We start from the raw sequence: 13,704 nt of genomic DNA on the forward strand, positions 1-13,704 counted from the left end.
TGCGAAAGTTGCCAAGCAGGCGCAAAAGCGCGTAAGCTCTCATGTAGAACAGAGGGCAAAATGCCCCCGCTCGATTCGAGTCAGAATGTCATGAAAAAATGCAGCAACCCGGAGCACCCGCACTGTACGTTCTGGGTCTTGCCTGGGGAAACAGTCTGTGCGGGCAACCACCCGCAAGCGACCAATGCCCCCAGCAGCTACGACCTGTTGACCGCACTGCGCAGCGCCCGTTCCGAGCCATCGGCAACGGCGCTTTCGCACGCCCCGGCCCATGATCCAGCCTTTCAGGCCGTGAGCAGCAATGTGCCGCTCTCCACCGCGCCTCCGCCATTCACGCCAGCCGCCGTTGCCGCGCCAGCGGCTGCGCCGGCCTACCAGCCCGTACAAACCCATCTGCACATCAGCGGCTTCGATCCCCGTGCGGCAGGCGGACGGCAAACCCTGAAAATGGAACTGCGCGGCATGAGCGCCGCCTGTGCGCCGCAACTGACCTTGCGCCTGCGCTCGGACCTGATACCCCGTGGCCATGTGCAGCATGATTTCGTGCGTACCACCCGCGGCGACTGGCGCCCCGTGTTTGTCGAGTTCTCCTCGCGCAACAAGGAACACGGGCAGTACCAGATCGAAGTGGAAGTGCACAGCCATGTCGACGGCGCCGTGGCGCAGAAATGGGTGTGCACCTTCGTCATCCTGGTGCCGCGCCGCGATGCCACCCTGACGGAAATCCACCAGATCTTCCTCAGCACGCACAAGAATGTGCGCGTGATGGCCGACGACGCCTCGATCGCCCGCGTCACGGGTGGCGACGGCTGTAACCTCGACGTGACGGCGCGCAATGCCGGCATCGCCCACGTGGATTTATCTGCGCCGCAAGGCAAGATCGACATGGGTTTTACCACCATCGCCTGGGACGAGGAGTTGATCGAAGTCGACCTGCCCGCCGCCAGCCACTGCCATCCGCATCCGAGCCAGGCCGCCTGCCTCGTCAATGCGGCGCCGGAAGCGGGCGAACAGCGCCAGATCCGCCTGTTCGCGCTGGAAGAATGCATGCTGGGCCGCTTCGAGCTGGTGGACCCGGAAGCCGATGTGCTGCTCAGCCATTTCAACCCCGACGGCCAGGACAACAATGGCTTGACACGTCGCCTGTCAGGCCGCCATGCCATCATCCGCCGCGGCCAGCAAGGCTTTGAAATCGAGGACGTGTCACGCTATGGTGTGTTGCTCGACGGCGTATGGCCTGGCAAGCACAAGCCAGTCGCCCTGCGGCTGGGCATGCGCATCGAACTGTCTGCCAGCATCAAGGGCATCGTCGTGCTCAGCGTCACGGCCATCCTTGCGCACGGCGTAATCCTGCACCGCATCGACCACGGCGCCCGCGCCGAATGTTTTTACCTGCTGCTGCCGGAAGCCCAGCCCTCGCCAGCCACCCACCTGGCCACGCCGCAGGCCAGCTGCCTACCCGTGCTCTTCCACCGCAACGGCGGTTTCTGGCACCTGGACACGGCCAGTGGCAAGGAAACAGCACTGGCCCCCGCTACCGCTCTGGATAAACTCAGCGGCTTCGCGCGGCACAAACGCTTCGCCAGCGAACCGTATCCGGAATGCTGGATCATCCGCACCGAGGGTGCGGCGCTGTGCGATAGTAGTACCATGCAAACCGCCTGATACAACGACGTCCTGCACCTCCCTGATCGCTAGCGCGGCACCAGTACGAGAAAAATCATCGACAAGCCGAGTATAAACACCGCTTCCAGCGTAAACACGATGGCGGGGATCTGCAATTCGCGCGGGATTTTCATGGCAAGACCTCTTCAAAACGTAGGACTACCTTCAGCATAGTGCGCCCCGCGCCAATTGCATTATCAGCCACACAATACACTTGACTGGCCGGCATGCGTTGCCGAGCTCGCTGGCAAGGCCATTCCGACACACAATTTAACAAATTATCGCCAGATATTCTGCAAATACTCCCCCTTCACGCCCTTGCATACTGTATATTCATCCAGTTAATATCCCTTGCATTTCACAAAGCGCCCGCATAGCGTTTTACATTTCCTATGGCTTCCAACAAAGCGCACCATGCGACCGGCTGGGCTGCCGGCGTGATTGCCGCGGCCCTGGTCGCGCACGCTGACGCCGGTGGACCCTATCAAGTGCTGAGCATGCTCGCCTTTATCATGGGCGCGCTGGGCGGCACGGCGCCCGACTGGCTGGAAGTGGCCTGGTGGGCGCGCACGCACCGACTGTGGATCACGCACCGCACCTGGACGCACTGGGGCCTGGCCTGGATCGCCCTGCTCATCTACACCTACCTGCAATTGCCGCACCACCTCTGGGCGCCGCCCCTGTTCGGCTTTGCGGCGGGCGGTATCATGCATCTGCTGGCCGACTGGCCCAATCCGCTGGGCGTGCCGTGGATCTTTCGCCGCCACTCTCTGCGCTGGTGGAAAAGCGGCCGCCATGACATCATCGTCATCGCCGCCGCCTGGCTGGCCGCCACGGTCGTGGCCGACCATGTATTTTTCGATGGCATCCACCTGCGGCGCACCCTGCTGGCGCTCGACAGCCTGCTACACTGGTCCGCCACTGCCCTGCAGCAAGCCTGGGCGGATCTGCAACAGTGGCAGGAACGCTGGCGCCTTGGTGGTGGCGCCAATTGACGCCGGCGGCGTGGCAATGTGATAATGAGTATCATTCTCAAAAAGCCCAGCCAGCCGGCACACCGCGTTCCGTCAGCCCAGCTCTTCCCTTGCCTGGAGAACGCAGTGAGTACCGTCAGCCCCACCCATGCCAGCCACCTGAGCACCCTGTACAGCGAGCACCATGGCTGGCTGTATGGCTGGCTGCGCGGCAAGTTGGGCAATCGCGCCGAGGCGGCCGACCTGGCGCAGGACACCTTTTTGCGCCTGCTGGGCAAGCGCGATGCGGAGTGCCTGCGCGAGCCGCGCGGCTACCTGGCGACGATTGCGCGCGGCTTGCTGATCGACCGCTACCGACGCCAGGCGCTGGAGCACGCCTACCTGGAAGCGCTGGCCCAGCAGGCCGAACCGGTATCGATGTGCGCCGAAACGCATGCCATCATCATTGAAACCCTGCTCGCCATCGACCGCCTGCTCGACAGTCTGGGCGCGCGCACGCGGGCCATCTTCCTGCTGGCGCAAATCGAGGAGCTCAGCTATGTGGATATCAGCCGGCGCCTCGGCATATCCCTGCCGACCGTCAAGAAACACCTGGTGCGCGCCTACACGGAATGCCTGATGCTGGCGGCCGGCTGATGTTTGGCCCTTCCGCCCCGCATTCAGCCCCAATCCCCCGCAATGTGCTGGCCGCCGCCGCCCACTGGCATGTGGAACTCCAATGCGGCAGCGCCGACCCGGCAGCGCTGCAGGCATGGCGCGACGCCAGCGCCGAGCATGAACGGGCCTGGGAACTGCTGCAGCGCATGGATGGCCAGCTGGGCACGATACCCGCCAGCCTCGCCCTGCCCGCGCTGCAGGCGGCGCAGCAACGCCGGCGCGCGGCCGCCAAGATACTCGCGCTGCTGGTGGCGGCCGGCGGCGGCATCGCGCTGGGCCAGGCAGGCCTGCAGTCGAGCCCATGGCAAGCCTTGACGGCGTCCTTGCGCACGGCGCCGGGCCAGCGCCGCCACGTCACCTTGGCCGATGGCGGGCGCCTGGAGGTCAATACGGATAGCGCCCTGGATGTCGCCTACAGCGCCACGCAGCGCCGCATCCGCCTGCACCATGGCGAAATCATGATCACGACGGCGCCCGATCCGCGCCCCTTCCTGGTCGACACCCGGCACGGCGTGATCCGCGCGCTGGGCACGCGCTTCGGCATACGATGCGACGCCGATGGCAGCACCGTCAGCGTCTTCGAGCACGCCGTAGAAGTGCGCTGCGCTGCACGACCGGACGCCGTGCGGCGCCTGGAAGCGGGTCAGCAGCTACGCTTTGGCGAAACTGGCGCGGATAATGTGCAGGCCACGCAAGCGCACCAGGACAGCTGGCTGCGCGGCATGCTGGTGGCCACCGACTGGCCCCTGCAGCAACTGGTGCGGGAACTGGCGCGCTACCGGCGCGGGCGCCTCGTATGCGACGCCAAGGTGGCGCGGCGGCCCGTCACGGGCACCTACCGCCTCGACGATATCGACGCCGCGCTGGAAAGCCTGTGCGCCTCGCACGGGCTGCAAGTGACCTACTTCACACGCTACTGGGCCACGGTGGCGGCCAGGCCCGCATAATTATTTTCAGCCTTTTTGCGCCAGGGGTTGGTGTTTCGATGCGCTGCTTCGGCTTGATAAGTAAGAAGCAGATTCAGCCACCATTTACCACACCCTGAGCAGAAAGACCGAGCATGCAGCTGACCACCCCCGTCCTCCATCCCGCCGCGCGCGCCATCCGCCTGGCCGTCCTCGCCATGGCTTGCGCCGCCCCCGCCGCCTTCATCGCCGCACCCGCCCTGGCGCAAGGCCAGGCTGCCGCCGCAGCACCGCAACCCTACGCCGTGCCAGCCGGCCCGCTGGCCACCGCCCTCAACGATTTTGCCGTCGCCGCCGGCGTCAGCCTGTCGACCGATCCCGCGCAGACGCGCGGCCTGCGCTCGCCCGGCGTGCGCGGCAGCTTCAACGTAGCCCAAGGCTTTTCCCAGGTGCTGGCCGGCAGCGGCATGGAAGCGGTGCAGCTGCCGAACGGCGCCTACGTGCTGCGCCAGGCGGCGCCATCCTCCACCTCGGAGGCTGGCGTAGAAAAGACCATGGCGCCCGTGATGGTCAGCGCCAGCATGGAGCGCGACCCCGTCAGTGAGCACAGCAGCTCGTACGCGGCACGCGCCGTCACCGTCGGCAAGGGCGTGCAGACCCTGCGCGAAATTCCCCAATCCGTCAGTGTCGTCACGCGGCAGAAAATGGACGACCAGAACCTCAGCACCATCGACGCCGTGCTGGCCAATACCACCGGCATCACCATGTACGATAGCCCCATGGGCGGACGCTATGTGTATTCACGCGGTTTCATGGTCGAGACCTACCAGTTCGATGGCGTCAACCGCGCCATGTACTACCCGCAGGCGAACAGTTTTACCAGCAATACCGCCATGCTGGATCGCGTGGAAATCGTGCGCGGCGCCACGGGACTGCTGCAGGGCACGGGTTCGCCGGGCGCCGCCATCAACATGGTGCGCAAGCGCCCGCTAGCGGAAAAACAGACGCAACTTGCGCTCAGCGCGGGCCGCTGGAACGACGTGCGCGGCGAAGTCGACGTCACCGGCCCCTTGAACGAGTCGGGCAGCATCCGCGGCCGCGTCGTGGCTGCGCACGACCAGCGCGATTATTTTTATGACGTGGCCAACAGCCGCACCGACGTACTGTACGGCGTGCTGGAATTCGACCTGGCGCCGGGCAGCAAGCTGACGACGGGCGCCAGCTACGAAAAACTGCACTCGACCCCGTTTTTCTCCGGCATGCCCCGCTACCTCGACGGCAGCGACCCGAAACTGCCCCGCTCGACCTACCTCGGCGCCGATTGGAACCGGTGGGACAGCCGCCAGACGGCCGCCTTCGCCGAATTCGAGCACCGTTTCGATGCCGACTGGTCGCTGAAAGCCAGCGCCAACTACACGCGCGAACAGCATGACGTGAAATACATGTTCAACCTGGGTGCGCTCAACCCCGCCACCCTGGCCGGCATGATGATGTACGCCGGCGTGTTCGACTATGGCACCACCAACAAGGGTGTCGACTTGTCGCTCGATGGCAAATTCAACGCCTTTGGCCGCCGCCACGGCTTCAGCGCGGGCATCAGCACGAACCGGCTGGAAAACGACAGCGATTACAGCCTGGCCATGATGAAGCTGCCCAATAGCGCCCTGCAACCCAATCACGGCGTAGCGGAACCGAGCGATGCCTGGCTTCGCGAAAATCGCTATGGTGGTGCTCACAGCCTGACGACCATGACGCAGACGGGCGCGTATGGCGTGGCCCGTTTCAGCGTCAGCGACCCGCTCACCGTGGTGGCCGGCGCGCGCGTGTCGAACTACAAATCGAGCAGCGTGTACCGCGACACGGGCGAGGTGTATCTCGACCCCTACCGCGAAAACGGCGTCGTCACGCCGTATGGCGGCGTGATCTACGCATTCGACAAGGACTGGTCCGGCTACGCCAGCGTCTCCGACATCTTCCAGCCGCAAAACCAGCGCACGGCCGATGGCGCCTTGCTCGACCTGCTCAAAGGGCGCAACCTGGAAGTGGGCGTGAAAGGTGAACTGTTCAACGGCAAGGTCAATACCTCGCTGGCGCTGTTCCGCATCGAGCAGCGCAACCGCGCCGAGGCCGATCTGGTCAATATCTGTACCAGCGGCACGGAGTGCTATTTCTCGACGGGAAAGGTGCGCAGCGAAGGCCTCGACGCTGAAATCAGCGGCGAAGTGGCGCCGGGCTGGCAGCTGTTCGCCGGCTACACCTTGAACAACTTCAAATACCTGGACCAGACCTCGATTGTGGGCGTGATGTTCGCCAGCACCTACTCGCCGCGCCACATGCTGCGCGCGTGGAGCGACTACCGCCTGGCCGGCGCGTTGCAGAAGTGGAGCGTGGGTGGCGGCGTGAACTTCCAGACGGAGAGCTCGCGCACCACGCGCGACGTGAAGGTGGCGCAAGGCGCGTACGCCTTGTGGAGCGCGCGCGCCGCCTACCAAATCGACCGCAACTGGACGGCGGCGCTGTCCGTGACGAACTTGCTCGACAAGCGCTACTACCAGACGGTGAGCGCGCCTGCGTGGGGCAATTTCTATGGCGAACCGCGCAAGGCGCAACTGACCTTGCGCGCGCGTTTCTAAACGAAATGCCTATGCCGAAGGCCGCAATGGCGCCTTCGGCAGCGGAATGAATTCCGTCTCGCCCGGCACCTGCCCCATGCGCTGGGCGCTCCAGTCGTCGGCCGCCTGCGACAAGCGCTCCTTGCTCGATGAGACGAAATTCCAGAACAGGAAGCGGTGGCCGTCCAGCGGCTCACCGCCGATGACAACAAACTGCACCGGGCCGCTGCCTGCCGTCACGACAGGCACCTTGCCCTCCTCCAGCAAGGCCATGGTGTGCGGCAGCAGCGCCACGCCATCGACCAGCACGTCCCCGCTGATCGGGTAAATCGCCGCTTCCGCCGGCAAGCCCTCCAGGCGCAGCGCCTTGCCCGCCTGCAGCGCCACGTCCAGGTACAAGGCCTGCATATAGGTGCGCACGGGCGAGGTCTTGCCAAACGCCGTGCCGATCAACACTTTCACGATGGCGCCATCGAGCGGCACGACGGGAATGTCGGCCTGCGGCGTGTGCGTGAAACTCGGTTCATCCTCTTCATGCGCCTTCGGCAGCGCGGCCCACAGTTGCAAGCCGTGGGTACGGTGCGGTTGTCCCGCCAGGTCGTGCGGCGTGCGCTCGGAATGCACGATGCCGCGCCCGGCCGTCATCCAGTTGATGGCGCCCGGTTCGATGCGCTGATAAGACCCTATGCTGTCACGGTGGTCGATCGCGCCTTCGAAGAGATAGGTGACGGTGGCCAGGCCAATATGCGGATGGGGGCGCACGTCGTGGTTGGCGTCCGGCGCCACGTCGATGGGGCCGAAATGGTCAAAGAAAATGAAGGGGCCGACGGCCTGTTTTACTGCAGAAGGCAGCAAGCGCCGCACGACGAAGCCGCCCCCGAGGTCCTTTTCGTGGCTTTTCAGGATAGCCGCGCTCATGCCAGCACCGTCGTCACTTCGGTGGTCACAGCCGTCATCAGCTTGTGCAGCGGGCATTTGCCGGCTGCGGCCAGCAATTCCTGGCGCTGCGCGTCGCTCAAGTCACCGGTCAGGTGCAGGGTGGCGGCCAGGCGGTACACGCCCTTGCGCTCTTCGCTGGCATCGCGCTCGGTCGATACTTCCACGTGTTCCAGGGGGATGCCCTTGTGCCTGGCATACCAGACCACCGTGAGCGCCTTGCAGGCCGACAGGGCCGCGTCGTACAGGTCGTGCGGAGACGGGCCGGCATCGCCGCCACCTTCCTCTATCGAGGCGTCGGCGGAGATGATGTGATCGCGCACGTGCACGATGTGGCGCATGGGTTGCGACTGGTCGCGGATGGCTTTGATGGTCATGGCGTTCCTTGGTGCGTTTGGAAAGCCACAATTTACACCGTTTGCCCGCTTTGCGCAGCCCGCTCCCGGGGCGCCTGGCTATTTGATGCGGAACACGGCGTCGACCGTCTGCGCCATCTTCAGGCTGGTGACGATCAGCATGTCGTCGGGATTTTTCTGCGCGCGACTGTTGGCGCGCTGGTAACGATCGGACGGCACCAGGCCCACCGCATTACCCAGGTTTTTCAGCTGGTCCGACGAGATGCCGGCCACGGCGCCCGCGCGCTTGCCGAAGCCGCGCGCCATCGCGTCGGCCTTGCGCTGCGCATCCTTGACGGCCTCGCCCACCAGTTCCTCCTCCAGGCGGACGCGCTGCGTGGCGCCGAAGGTGGTGGCAAACGCATCGAGATTGGGCATGGCCAGCAGCGGGCGCATGACGGCGGGCCACTTTGACAGATCCGCCACGTTGATATGCACGCTGGCCTTGATCAGGTACTGCGGATTGGCCGGGTCCTGCTCGGCGCCCTTGCGGATTTCCTTGCGTACGTCGCGCACCTCGATGCCTGCCGCCGCCTCGGCCAGGCCTTGCTCCAGCAACAGCGCCTTGATTTCCGTGATGCGCGTCTGCACGAGGGCCGTGGCCACCTCCGGCACGGGGTCGTAGACGCTGACGTCGAAGTCGATCTCGCCCAGGTCCGGCATGATGAAACTGTAGGCCGTGCCCGTCGCATGGATGAAGGGGTAGGCAGGCAAGTCGCCGGCAAGGGCAGGCATGGGCAGGCAAACGAAGAGGATGGACAGCAGGCGGTTCTTGAACACGGATACTCCAGCGCAGTTAAGATGCATGAAGTATCCGTCAAGATGACACTTTTGACAATTAATTAGTCGAGCGTGCGCGCCACCCGGAAGCCCACGATGTCGTTCGACAGCACGGTGGAAAAGCTATTGCGCACGGCCGAGCGCAGGTAGCGCGGGTGGTACAGCCAGGAGCCGCCGCGCAGGATGCGCCGGCTGCTGTCGCAGCCCTCTTCCCACGCGCTGCCATCGACGGGCGCGCCTTCGTAATTGTCGTGCACCACGTCCTGCACCCATTCCCACACATTGCCATGCATGTCGAACAAGCCCCAGGAATTCGGCGCGAAGCTGCCCAACGGGCTGGTGCCGCCGCGGTACACACCGCGCGGGCCGCCATTGTAGACATACAGGCCATCGTAGTTGGCTTGCTCGGTGCTGATCGTTTCGCCCACGTTGAAGGCGGTGCGCGTGCCGGCGCGGCAGGCGTATTCCCATTCGGCTTCGCTGGGCAAGCGGTACTGCCGGCCCGTGCGGTCGCTCAGCCACGCCAGGTACAGCTGCGCATCATTCCAGCTCACGCCCACCACCGGGTGCTGGTCGTTCTGCACGAACCCAGGATTGTCCCAGTCCGTTTCGGAACCGCCCGCCCATTGCGTCGCTTGCACAAAGGCGCGCCATTCTCCCACGCTGACGGGATGGCGCGCCAGCGCGAACGGACGCTCGATGCCGACCCAGTGCTGCGGCGTCTCTCGCTCGAGCCAGGCCTGCTGCGAGCCTGCCTGGATGGCGGCCTTGTGTTCCGTCTCGTGCGCACCCATCTGGAAGCGGCCGCTGGGAATGAGCACCAGTTCCGGCCCCTGCCCCGGGCCATCGAGGAAATCATCGCGCAAGATGCCTTCGGCATTGGCCACCGGTGCCACGTGTTCCGTTTCTGCTGCCGGCACGGATGCCGGCGCCGGGACAGATGCGGCGGCGGCGCGGCTGGCCTCTTCCCTGCGCGCGCGTTCCTGCTCGGCGCGATAGGCCGCCTCCGCCTTGGCGACGATGGCCTTGCGCTGCAATTCCTGGTGTTCCTGCAAGGCGGTGGCGGCATCAGCTTCGCGGCGCGCGCGCAACTGGCCGCGCAGCGCTTCCTTGCGCAGCTTGCGCGCCTCTTCGGCTTCGAAATGGCGCTGCGCCTCCTGCTCGCGGCGCAGTTTGTCCTGCCGCTGCTTTTCCAGCGCAGCGGCCTGGATTTCCGCCTTGCGCCGCTGGTCCAGTTCTTCCTGGCGCGCGCGCGCTTCCTTCAGCGCCGCTTCGCGGGCCTGTTCGGCGGCCAGCGCCGCCTGCTTTTGCTGCTGCGCCGCCCGCGCCTGCTGCTGGCGCGCCTGTTCCGCCAGTTCTTCAGGCGACGGTCCGGCGGCGCGCTCCAGCCCTTCCAGCAAGGCTTGCACGGAGTGCGGCCGCAATTCCGCCATCAAGGAAAAGCCGTTCTGCAGCACCTGCCACTGCGCTGCATTGAGCGACTGCGGTGACGACGGCAAATGGCTGGCGCTGCGCGCATCGTCGAACGGCATGCGCCCTTCGAGCATCTGGTAAATCATCACGGCCACCGCATAGACATCCAGGCGCGGGCTGGGCTGGCGCTGATTGGCGCCTGCCTCGGGCGCCCGATAACCGTGCGTGCCCGCATTCGGCGTTTCCAGCGCCAGGCTGCTGTCCGCATTGCGCACGCGTGTAGCGATGCCGTAATCGAGCAGCTTGATGTCGCCTTTCGCCGTCAGGAAGACATTCCCCGGCTTGATGTCGCGGTGCACCAGCTTGTGCTTTTCCCACGCATACGACAAGGCATCGGCTACCGGCTGCAGCAATTGCTGCACGGTCGACAGAGGCAGCGTGCCCTGGCGCCCAAGATAGTGCTCGAGGTCTTCTCCATCGAGGCATTCCATGATGATGAAATAGCTGGCCGTGGCCGGGTCTTGCGCCCACTCATAGACGCGCACGATGTTTTCATGCGCGAGTTTGCGCGCCTGGGTGGCTTCCTCGATCAGCAGCTTGGCATGCGTGGCGCTCTGCGTCAGCTGCGCCGGCAAGATCTTCAGCGCCACCATTTCGCTGCTGCCCAGCTCCGCGTGCGTGGCCAGGTCGGTGGCTTGCCACACCTGCCCCATGCCGCCCGTGCCGATCAGCCGTTCGAGCCGGTAGCGGCGGTTTTGCGGGCCGATTTCCTGGCCCGTCATGAAGCCCAGTTCCGTACCCTGGCGCACGGGCAGAGGCGCGGGCGCGGCGCCCGGCGGCGCGTACTCGGCGTCAAGGATGGCGTTCTTGCGGCGTTCAAATTCCTGCTCGCTGAGCAGCCCGTCGTCGTGAAGGGCGCGCAGTTCCCGCAGTTTGTCTCGTGCTTTTTGCATCATCTGGGGTGAAACGCTTCCATCAAGGCTGCAGGGCGACGCCGCAGGCGGCGCAGAATTTATCTTCCGGATGGCCTGCGCGCTGCGCATGGCCGTTCTTGCAGCGTGCTGGCGCGGCAGCAGCGGCACCTGGCTGCAGCGCCTGCGCCACGGCCACACCCAGCTGCGCCTGCGCCGACAGGCCATGCGCGTGCGCAGCGTTGTGCAAGTTGATCAGGTCCAACTGCTGGCGCCGTTCACGCTCCGCCTGGCCTTCCAGGTAGCTGCGCTCCTGCGCCACGCTGTCCTGCGCCATGCGCATGGCATCCAGCGGCGCGACGCTGTTCTCGGCCGCCGCCAGCGCAGCCAGCGCGTGGATCTGCTCGGCGCTCATGCCTGCCTGCAACTGTACCTTCAGCACTTGCGCCAGCGCGGCCGCATTCTGCCCGGCGGCCATGGCCACCTTGCCCGTGTCGCTCAGCGTGCCGATTTTCTCGATGCGATCGATGTCGATGCGCGCCAGTTCGGCGGCATGCGCCTGTTGCGCCAGCAAGGCTTCATATTCGCCCTTCCAGCGCGCGTAGTCGCTTTCGCGCTGCTGCGCCATGGCCAGCAGATCGCGCTGCCATTGCGCTTCCTGCTCCAGCTGGCGCAGCTGCTGGCGCTGTTCCTCGATGGCCAGCGCGTCGAGCTGCGCCAGCTGTGTTTGCTGCTGCAACTGGCGTGCGTGCACGCCATCGGCCTCGATGGTGCGCAGCAGCTTTTCCTGCTGCGCGATGGCGTCCTCGCGCGCGCCGCCGCGCCGCAGCACCGCCACTTTTTCCGCGATTTCTGCCGCCTGCACCTGGGCCGCTTCATCCTTGTGCGCCTCGGCGCGCAGCAGCTCGCGCTGGCGCGCCAGCTGCATCTGGTCTTCCCACTCCTGCACCCGCTCGGCTTCGCGTTTGCGCGCCGCATTCGCCAGCATCAGGCCCTGCCAGGCTGCCTGGTGCTGCTCCGCCTCCAGCTGCGCCTCGCGCTGCGCCGCATCCGCTTCGGCCTGGCGCAGGCGCGCCAGCTGGGTGCGGCGCCCGGTTTCGTCGTCGATCAGCAGCGCGCTTTCAATTTGCTGCGCGATCGACTGCAAGTGGACTTGATGGGTAAAGCGCTGCTGCGCCAGCTGGATTTGCTCGCGCCCATGCAGTTGCGACAGTTCCAGCTCGCTGCGCATCTTGATGGTGGCCAGCGCGCGCACGTGTTCCCAGTTGGCCGCTTCATCGGCGCGCTGCGCGCCCTTTTGCGCCAGTTCCTGTTCCAGCTCACCCAGCGCCAGCGCGGCGCCATGGTCGAGCGCCTGGCGCCGCGATTTCGCTTCCAGGATGCGGCCATAAAGGTCGATCTGGCGCCCGCGCAGCGCTTGCAGGCGCTCCGCTTCCTGGTAGCCCTGCTCCGCCTTTTCCACCGTCGCATCCTGCTGCAGCTCTGCGCGCCGGTGCGCATGGCGCGCCGCCAGCTCTTCGCGGCGAATGCGCTGCCACTCTTCCTCGTCATACAGCTGGTCGAGCTGCTTCATGCGCTCCAGGCTGTGCTGTTCCAGTTCCTGCGCCGGCAAGCCGCCCAGCCACAGGGTGCCGATGGCTGCGTCGCCGTTGCCCTCGCGCTTGTCGTGCCGCAGGCTGAGGGTGTCCACGCGCGCCACGGCCAGGCCGCTGGGCGCCAGGCGTTGGGTCAGGGCCGATTGCAGGCGTTCGTTCAATTCGGGCCGCAAGTCGGCATTCGCGTCCATTTCGCGCAGCGCGCGGCTGCCGATGAATTCCAGCGCAATCTGGCGCACGGACGGCAGCAGCAAGGCGTGCAGGTGGGCGCGCGTGACGGCGCCCGGCGCGCGCATGAACTGGCGCGCGAACGCATCGGGCTGGCCCAGCGCGATATCTACGCGCAGGGATGCGGCGACGTTCAGCAACTCCGTGCTGGCCAGGCCGGGCAGGTCGAATTCCAGGCTGACCGCGTCGGCGCGCGCAATCAGCACTTCCGCCGGACGCGCCGGCAGCAGTGCAGGCAGGCGCGCAAAGAAGGTGGCGCTATCGTAGTCGCCGGCTGGTATCAAGGTGAAAGCGTCCGATTGCACGATCCAGGCACGCGACTCGGCGGGCACCTGCAGGCGGCGCGCCGCGCCGCCGAACAGCGAGGACAGTTCGCGCACGCCGAAGAACAGGGCCAGTTGCCCATCGGCAAGATGCCACTGATTGGCGTGCAGCACCGCGTCGCTGTCGGGGGCGCCCAGCGACAAGCCGCAATGCGCGCAATAGCCGGCGGCAGCGCCGTTCTTGTGCTCGCAGCGCGGGCAGCGGGCGCCGCCAAAACCAAACAATTGGAACATGTGTGACTCCTGATGAGAATGATTGTGTGCACAAGTATGTGCAACACCGCTGCCATGCCGATTCTAGCAGGACAGC

General features: G+C 65.7%; 10 protein-coding genes. 5 read left to right on the forward strand and 5 right to left on the reverse strand.

The features are described from left to right. The first annotated feature begins 90 nt into the window (after nt 1-90). From CLU92_RS10190 to CLU92_RS10210, 5 genes are all read left to right on the forward strand, one after another. A complete protein-coding gene (locus tag CLU92_RS10190; protein ID WP_243858021.1) occupies nt 91-1,665 on the forward strand; it encodes an FHA domain-containing protein in 1,575 nt (524 codons plus the stop codon). 392 nt (nt 1,666-2,057) lie between these two features. After that, nucleotides 2,058-2,660 (forward strand): metal-dependent hydrolase, encoded by a 603-nt coding sequence (locus tag CLU92_RS10195; protein WP_101481806.1) that lies wholly within the window; start codon nt 2,058-2,060, stop codon nt 2,658-2,660. Between the two features lie 105 nt (nt 2,661-2,765). After that, the gene (locus tag CLU92_RS10200; RefSeq protein ID WP_257561046.1) at nt 2,766-3,275 is read left to right on the forward strand and encodes a sigma-70 family RNA polymerase sigma factor; all 510 of its coding nucleotides are present in this window, start codon (nt 2,766-2,768) and stop codon (nt 3,273-3,275) included. Beyond that, nucleotides 3,275-4,243 (forward strand): FecR domain-containing protein, encoded by a 969-nt coding sequence (locus CLU92_RS10205; RefSeq protein ID WP_180338483.1) that lies wholly within the window; start codon nt 3,275-3,277, stop codon nt 4,241-4,243. Before CLU92_RS10200 ends, CLU92_RS10205 begins: the two co-directional genes overlap by 1 nt. A 113-nt stretch (nt 4,244-4,356) precedes the next feature. After that, nucleotides 4,357-6,834, forward strand: coding sequence for a TonB-dependent receptor (locus tag CLU92_RS10210; RefSeq protein WP_101481808.1), 2,478 nt, complete (start codon nt 4,357-4,359; stop codon nt 6,832-6,834). A gap of 9 nt (nt 6,835-6,843) precedes the next feature. Here the strand turns inward: CLU92_RS10210 and CLU92_RS10215 are convergent, their stop codons facing one another. The 5 genes from CLU92_RS10215 to CLU92_RS10235 all read right to left on the reverse strand — a co-directional run bounded on the left by CLU92_RS10215 (nt 6,844) and on the right by CLU92_RS10235 (nt 13,628). Continuing rightward, nucleotides 6,844-7,731, reverse strand: a complete 888-nt coding sequence (locus CLU92_RS10215; protein ID WP_101481809.1) for a pirin family protein — start codon at nt 7,729-7,731, stop codon at nt 6,844-6,846. Next, nucleotides 7,728-8,126: an OsmC family protein gene (locus CLU92_RS10220; RefSeq protein ID WP_101481810.1), complete on the reverse strand. Its 399-nt coding sequence runs from the start codon at nt 8,124-8,126 to the stop codon at nt 7,728-7,730. The genes CLU92_RS10215 and CLU92_RS10220 overlap by 4 nt, the downstream gene beginning before the upstream one ends. A gap of 78 nt (nt 8,127-8,204) precedes the next feature. Continuing rightward, complete coding sequence (locus CLU92_RS10225) at nt 8,205-8,924, reverse strand: SIMPL domain-containing protein (protein WP_243858019.1); 720 nt, start codon at nt 8,922-8,924, stop codon at nt 8,205-8,207. Nucleotides 8,925-8,986: 62 nt separating this feature from the next. After that, on the reverse strand, nt 8,987-11,293 hold the full coding sequence (locus tag CLU92_RS10230; RefSeq protein ID WP_180338484.1) for an SUMF1/EgtB/PvdO family nonheme iron enzyme: 2,307 nt from the start codon (nt 11,291-11,293) through the stop codon (nt 8,987-8,989). Between the two features lie 19 nt (nt 11,294-11,312). Continuing rightward, a complete protein-coding gene (locus CLU92_RS10235; RefSeq protein ID WP_101481813.1) occupies nt 11,313-13,628 on the reverse strand; it encodes a hypothetical protein in 2,316 nt (771 codons plus the stop codon). Nucleotides 13,629-13,704: the final 76 nt, after the last annotated feature.

The organism is Janthinobacterium sp. 61, assembly GCF_002846335.1.
Lineage (GTDB): Bacteria > Pseudomonadota > Gammaproteobacteria > Burkholderiales > Burkholderiaceae_D > Janthinobacterium.

Bases quoted from the DNA above. Each gene is read 5' to 3' on its own strand.
- CLU92_RS10190 (WP_243858021.1), top strand. From the start codon at position 91: ATGAAAAAATGCAGCAACCCGGAGCACCCGCACTGTACGTTCTGGGTC.
- CLU92_RS10195 (WP_101481806.1), top strand. From the start codon at position 2,058: ATGGCTTCCAACAAAGCGCACCATGCGACCGGCTGGGCTGCCGGCGTG.
- CLU92_RS10205 (WP_180338483.1), top strand. From the start codon at position 3,275: ATGTTTGGCCCTTCCGCCCCGCATTCAGCCCCAATCCCCCGCAATGTG.
- CLU92_RS10210 (WP_101481808.1), top strand. From the start codon at position 4,357: ATGCAGCTGACCACCCCCGTCCTCCATCCCGCCGCGCGCGCCATCCGC.
- CLU92_RS10215 (WP_101481809.1), bottom strand. From the start codon at position 7,731: ATGAGCGCGGCTATCCTGAAAAGCCACGAAAAGGACCTCGGGGGCGGC.
- CLU92_RS10220 (WP_101481810.1), bottom strand. From the start codon at position 8,126: ATGACCATCAAAGCCATCCGCGACCAGTCGCAACCCATGCGCCACATC.
- CLU92_RS10230 (WP_180338484.1), bottom strand. From the start codon at position 11,293: ATGATGCAAAAAGCACGAGACAAACTGCGGGAACTGCGCGCCCTTCAC.
- CLU92_RS10235 (WP_101481813.1), bottom strand. From the start codon at position 13,628: ATGTTCCAATTGTTTGGTTTTGGCGGCGCCCGCTGCCCGCGCTGCGAG.